Annotated in this window: 2 tRNA genes and 3 rRNA genes; all 5 read left to right on the top strand. The window is 53.6% G+C overall.

Annotated features, from left to right (window positions below):
* The first annotated feature begins 91 nt into the window (after window positions 1-91).
* The 5 genes from BG57_RS30420 to rrf all read left to right on the top strand — a co-directional run bounded on the left by BG57_RS30420 (window position 92) and on the right by rrf (window position 5,289).
* Window positions 92-1,623: ribosomal RNA gene (locus tag BG57_RS30420) — 16S ribosomal RNA — on the top strand.
* Between the two features lie 61 nt (window positions 1,624-1,684).
* Window positions 1,685-1,761: transfer RNA gene (locus BG57_RS30415), tRNA-Ile, on the top strand.
* A 35-nt stretch (window positions 1,762-1,796) separates the two neighbouring features.
* Window positions 1,797-1,872: transfer RNA gene (locus tag BG57_RS30410), tRNA-Ala, on the top strand.
* 280 nt (window positions 1,873-2,152) lie between these two features.
* Window positions 2,153-5,035: ribosomal RNA gene (locus tag BG57_RS30405) — 23S ribosomal RNA — on the top strand.
* 140 nt (window positions 5,036-5,175) lie between these two features.
* Window positions 5,176-5,289, top strand: a 5S ribosomal RNA gene (gene rrf, locus BG57_RS30400).
* Together the 16S, 23S and 5S rRNA genes with 2 tRNA genes alongside form the textbook arrangement of a ribosomal RNA operon.
* Window positions 5,290-5,341 lie beyond the last annotated feature (52 nt).

Here is a 5,341-nt window from a genome sequence, read left to right as displayed (position 1 = left end):
GGAAGGTTTTTCATCTTAGGATGAACAATCATCGTCAGTACGTTGAGTGAGCGACCGGTTTCTAACGGAACCGAAAAACAGTAACAGGTTTGAACTGAAGAGTTTGATCCTGGCTCAGATTGAACGCTGGCGGCATGCCTTACACATGCAAGTCGAACGGCAGCACGGGGGCAACCCTGGTGGCGAGTGGCGAACGGGTGAGTAATACATCGGAACGTGTCCTGTAGTGGGGGATAGCCCGGCGAAAGCCGGATTAATACCGCATACGATCTACGGAGGAAAGCGGGGGATCTTCGGACCTCGCGCTATAGGGGCGGCCGATGGCAGATTAGCTAGTTGGTGGGGTAAAGGCCTACCAAGGCGACGATCTGTAGCTGGTCTGAGAGGACGACCAGCCACACTGGGACTGAGACACGGCCCAGACTCCTACGGGAGGCAGCAGTGGGGAATTTTGGACAATGGGGGCAACCCTGATCCAGCAATGCCGCGTGTGTGAAGAAGGCCTTCGGGTTGTAAAGCACTTTTGTCCGGAAAGAAAACTTCGTCCCTAATATGGATGGAGGATGACGGTACCGGAAGAATAAGCACCGGCTAACTACGTGCCAGCAGCCGCGGTAATACGTAGGGTGCGAGCGTTAATCGGAATTACTGGGCGTAAAGCGTGCGCAGGCGGTCTGTTAAGACCGATGTGAAATCCCCGGGCTTAACCTGGGAACTGCATTGGTGACTGGCAGGCTTTGAGTGTGGCAGAGGGGGGTAGAATTCCACGTGTAGCAGTGAAATGCGTAGAGATGTGGAGGAATACCGATGGCGAAGGCAGCCCCCTGGGCCAACACTGACGCTCATGCACGAAAGCGTGGGGAGCAAACAGGATTAGATACCCTGGTAGTCCACGCCCTAAACGATGTCAACTAGTTGTTGGGGATTCATTTCCTTAGTAACGTAGCTAACGCGTGAAGTTGACCGCCTGGGGAGTACGGTCGCAAGATTAAAACTCAAAGGAATTGACGGGGACCCGCACAAGCGGTGGATGATGTGGATTAATTCGATGCAACGCGAAAAACCTTACCTACCCTTGACATGGTCGGAATCCTGCTGAGAGGCGGGAGTGCTCGAAAGAGAACCGGCGCACAGGTGCTGCATGGCTGTCGTCAGCTCGTGTCGTGAGATGTTGGGTTAAGTCCCGCAACGAGCGCAACCCTTGTCCTTAGTTGCTACGCAAGAGCACTCTAAGGAGACTGCCGGTGACAAACCGGAGGAAGGTGGGGATGACGTCAAGTCCTCATGGCCCTTATGGGTAGGGCTTCACACGTCATACAATGGTCGGAACAGAGGGTTGCCAAGCCGCGAGGTGGAGCCAATCCCAGAAAACCGATCGTAGTCCGGATCGCAGTCTGCAACTCGACTGCGTGAAGCTGGAATCGCTAGTAATCGCGGATCAGCATGCCGCGGTGAATACGTTCCCGGGTCTTGTACACACCGCCCGTCACACCATGGGAGTGGGTTTCACCAGAAGTAGGTAGCCTAACCGCAAGGAGGGCGCTTACCACGGTGGGATTCATGACTGGGGTGAAGTCGTAACAAGGTAGCCGTATCGGAAGGTGCGGCTGGATCACCTCCTTTCTCGAGCTTCGCACACTAAGTTAAGCGCTCACGCTTATCGGCTGTCAGAAAGACAGGCTAAGGGTCTGTAGCTCAGTCGGTTAGAGCACCGTCTTGATAAGGCGGGGGTCGTTGGTTCGAATCCAACCAGACCCACCAACGGTCGAGACGAGTTGAACAGGCCCTGCACACACGGGGGATTAGCTCAGCTGGGAGAGCACCTGCTTTGCAAGCAGGGGGTCGTCGGTTCGATCCCGTCATCCTCCACCAAGTCCTCAATGCACAGCGCTCGGATGAGTGCTGTGCATTGGCGACTATAGCCAGTTGATGTCGCAAGTATTGAAATAGCTTGTCGGCTAAACGTTCTTTAACAATCTGGAAGAAGTAGTAAAGAGAGTAGCGAAAGCGCTTAGAGATGGGCGTGAGTAGGTACTCAGGGTAGTGATTGTATCAAGTATGAAAAGTGATCTTAATGATGACTTGGAATACGGCACAACGCGAATACTCAGCCTATGGCGGGGTGCGCTCGAGAGAGACACACTCGTTATAGGGTCAAGCGAACAAGTGCATGTGGTGGATGCCTTGGCGATCACAGGCGATGAAGGACGCGGTAGCCTGCGAAAAGCTCCGGGGAGCTGGCAAACAAGCTTTGATCCGGAGATGTCCGAATGGGGAAACCCGGCCCGTATGGGTCATCCGTGACTGAATACATAGGTCACGAGAAGCGAACGCGGTGAACTGAAACATCTAAGTAACCGCAGGAAAAGAAATCAACCGAGATTCCCAAAGTAGTGGCGAGCGAAATGGGAAGAGCCTGTACTCTTTATCTGCATTGTTAGCTGAACGCTCTGGAAAGTGCGGCCATAGCAGGTGATAGCCCTGTAAGCGAAAGCAGCGTGGAAGAACTAGGGGTACGACAAGTAGGGCGGGACACGTGAAATCCTGTCTGAAGATGGGGGGACCATCCTCCAAGGCTAAATACTCGTGATCGACCGATAGTGAACCAGTACCGTGAGGGAAAGGCGAAAAGAACCCCGGGAGGGGAGTGAAATAGATCCTGAAACCGCATGCATACAAACAGTCGGAGCCTCGCAAGGGGTGACGGCGTACCTTTTGTATAATGGGTCAGCGACTTACGTTCAGTAGCGAGCTTAACTGATTAAGGCAGGCGTAGCGAAAGCGAGTCCGAATAGGGCGATCAGTTGCTGGGCGTAGACCCGAAACCAAGTGATCTATCCATGGCCAGGTTGAAGGTGCGGTAACACGTACTGGAGGACCGAACCCACTAACGTTGAAAAGTTAGGGGATGAGCTGTGGATAGGGGTGAAAGGCTAAACAAACTTGGAAATAGCTGGTTCTCTCCGAAAACTATTTAGGTAGTGCCTCGTGTATCACCTTCGGGGGTAGAGCACTGTCATGGTTGTGGGGTCCATTGCGGATTACTACGCCATAGCAAACTCCGAATACCGAAGAGTGCAATCACGGGAGACAGACATCGGGTGCTAACGTCCGGTGTCAAGAGGGAAACAACCCAGACCGCCAGCTAAGGTCCCAAAGATTGGCTAAGTGGGAAACGAAGTGGGAAGGCTAAAACAGTCAGGAGGTTGGCTTAGAAGCAGCCACCCTTTAAAGAAAGCGTAATAGCTCACTGATCGAGTCGTCCTGCGCGGAAGATGTAACGGGGCTCAAGCCAGTCACCGAAGCTGCGGATACGTACGCAAGTACGTGTGGTAGGAGAGCGTTCCGTAAGCCTGCGAAGGTGCGTTGAAAAGCGTGCTGGAGGTATCGGAAGTGCGAATGCTGACATGAGTAGCGATAAAGGGGGTGAAAAGCCCCCTCGCCGTAAGCCCAAGGTTTCCTACGCAACGTTCATCGGCGTAGGGTGAGTCGGCCCCTAAGGCGAGGCAGAAATGCGTAGCTGATGGGAAGCAGGTCAATATTCCTGCACCATTGTTAGATGCGATGGGGGGACGGATCGCGGAAGGTTGTCCGGGTGTTGGAAGTCCCGGTCGCTGCGTTGGAGAAGGCACTTAGGCAAATCCGGGTGCGTAATTCAAGGGCGTGGCGCGAGCTTCTTCGGAAGCGAAGCAATTGGAAGTGGTTCCAAGAAAAGCCTCTAAGCTTCAGTCTAATAGTGACCGTACCGCAAACCGACACAGGTGGGCGAGATGAGTATTCTAAGGCGCTTGAGAGAACTCGGGAGAAGGAACTCGGCAAATTGGTACCGTAACTTCGGGATAAGGTACGCCTCTGTAGCTTGACTGGCCTGCGCCAGGAGGGTGAAGAGGTTGCAATAAACTGGTGGCTGCGACTGTTTAATAAAAACACAGCACTCTGCAAACACGAAAGTGGACGTATAGGGTGTGACGCCTGCCCGGTGCCGGAAGATTAAATGATGGGGTGCAAGCTCTTGATTGAAGTCCCGGTAAACGGCGGCCGTAACTATAACGGTCCTAAGGTAGCGAAATTCCTTGTCGGGTAAGTTCCGACCTGCACGAATGGCGTAACGATGGCCACACTGTCTCCTCCCGAGACTCAGCGAAGTTGAAGTGTTTGTGATGATGCAATCTCCCCGCGGCTAGACGGAAAGACCCCATGAACCTTTACTGTAGCTTTGCATTGGACTTTGAACCGATCTGTGTAGGATAGGTGGGAGGCTATGAAGCGGGAACGCCAGTTTCCGTGGAGCCGTCCTTGAAATACCACCCTGGTTTGTTTGAGGTTCTAACCTTGGTCCGTGATCCGGATCGGGGACAGTGCATGGTAGGCAGTTTGACTGGGGCGGTCTCCTCCCAAAGTGTAACGGAGGAGTACGAAGGTACGCTAGGTACGGTCGGAAATCGTGCTGATAGTGCAATGGCATAAGCGTGCTTAACTGCGAGACCGACAAGTCGAGCAGGTGCGAAAGCAGGTCATAGTGATCCGGTGGTTCTGTATGGAAGGGCCATCGCTCAACGGATAAAAGGTACTCTGGGGATAACAGGCTGATACCGCCCAAGAGTTCATATCGACGGCGGTGTTTGGCACCTCGATGTCGGCTCATCTCATCCTGGGGCTGTAGCCGGTCCCAAGGGTATGGCTGTTCGCCATTTAAAGAGGTACGTGAGCTGGGTTTAAAACGTCGTGAGACAGTTTGGTCCCTATCTGCCGTGGGCGTTGGATATTTGAAGGGGGCTGCTCCTAGTACGAGAGGACCGGAGTGGACGAACCTCTGGTGTACCGGTTGTCACGCCAGTGGCATCGCCGGGTAGCTATGTTCGGAAGAGATAACCGCTGAAAGCATCTAAGCGGGAAACTCGCCTTAAGATGAGATATCCCCGGGGCTTCGAGCCCCTTGAAGGGTCGTTCCAGACCAGGACGTTGATAGGTCAGGTGTGTAAGTGCAGTAATGCATTGAGCTAACTGATACTAATTGCCCGTAAGGCTTGATCCTATAACCAGTGTGTTTCCGATCCCCCCAGGGGATGCACCGCTGGTTGAGTAAGCGACTGTGCCACAGTCACCACCCGAATTCATTACTGCTTCTTCCCGGATTGGTTGTCCGCCCCAACAGGCGCGCAACAACAAGTCATGCCTGATGACCATAGCGAGTCGGTACCACCCCTTCCCATCCCGAACAGGACCGTGAAACGACTCCACGCCGATGATAGTGCGGATTGCCCGTGTGAAAGTAGGTAATCGTCAGGCTCCTCATGCTAAAAACAAAAACCCCACCCCGCAAAGGTGGGGTTTTTGCGTT

The sequence above is a fragment of the Caballeronia grimmiae genome (genome assembly GCF_000698555.1).
GTDB lineage: Bacteria > Pseudomonadota > Gammaproteobacteria > Burkholderiales > Burkholderiaceae > Caballeronia > Caballeronia grimmiae.
The sequence above is the reverse complement of the archived record's forward strand: the minus strand, read 5'-3'. Positions and strand labels throughout refer to the sequence as shown.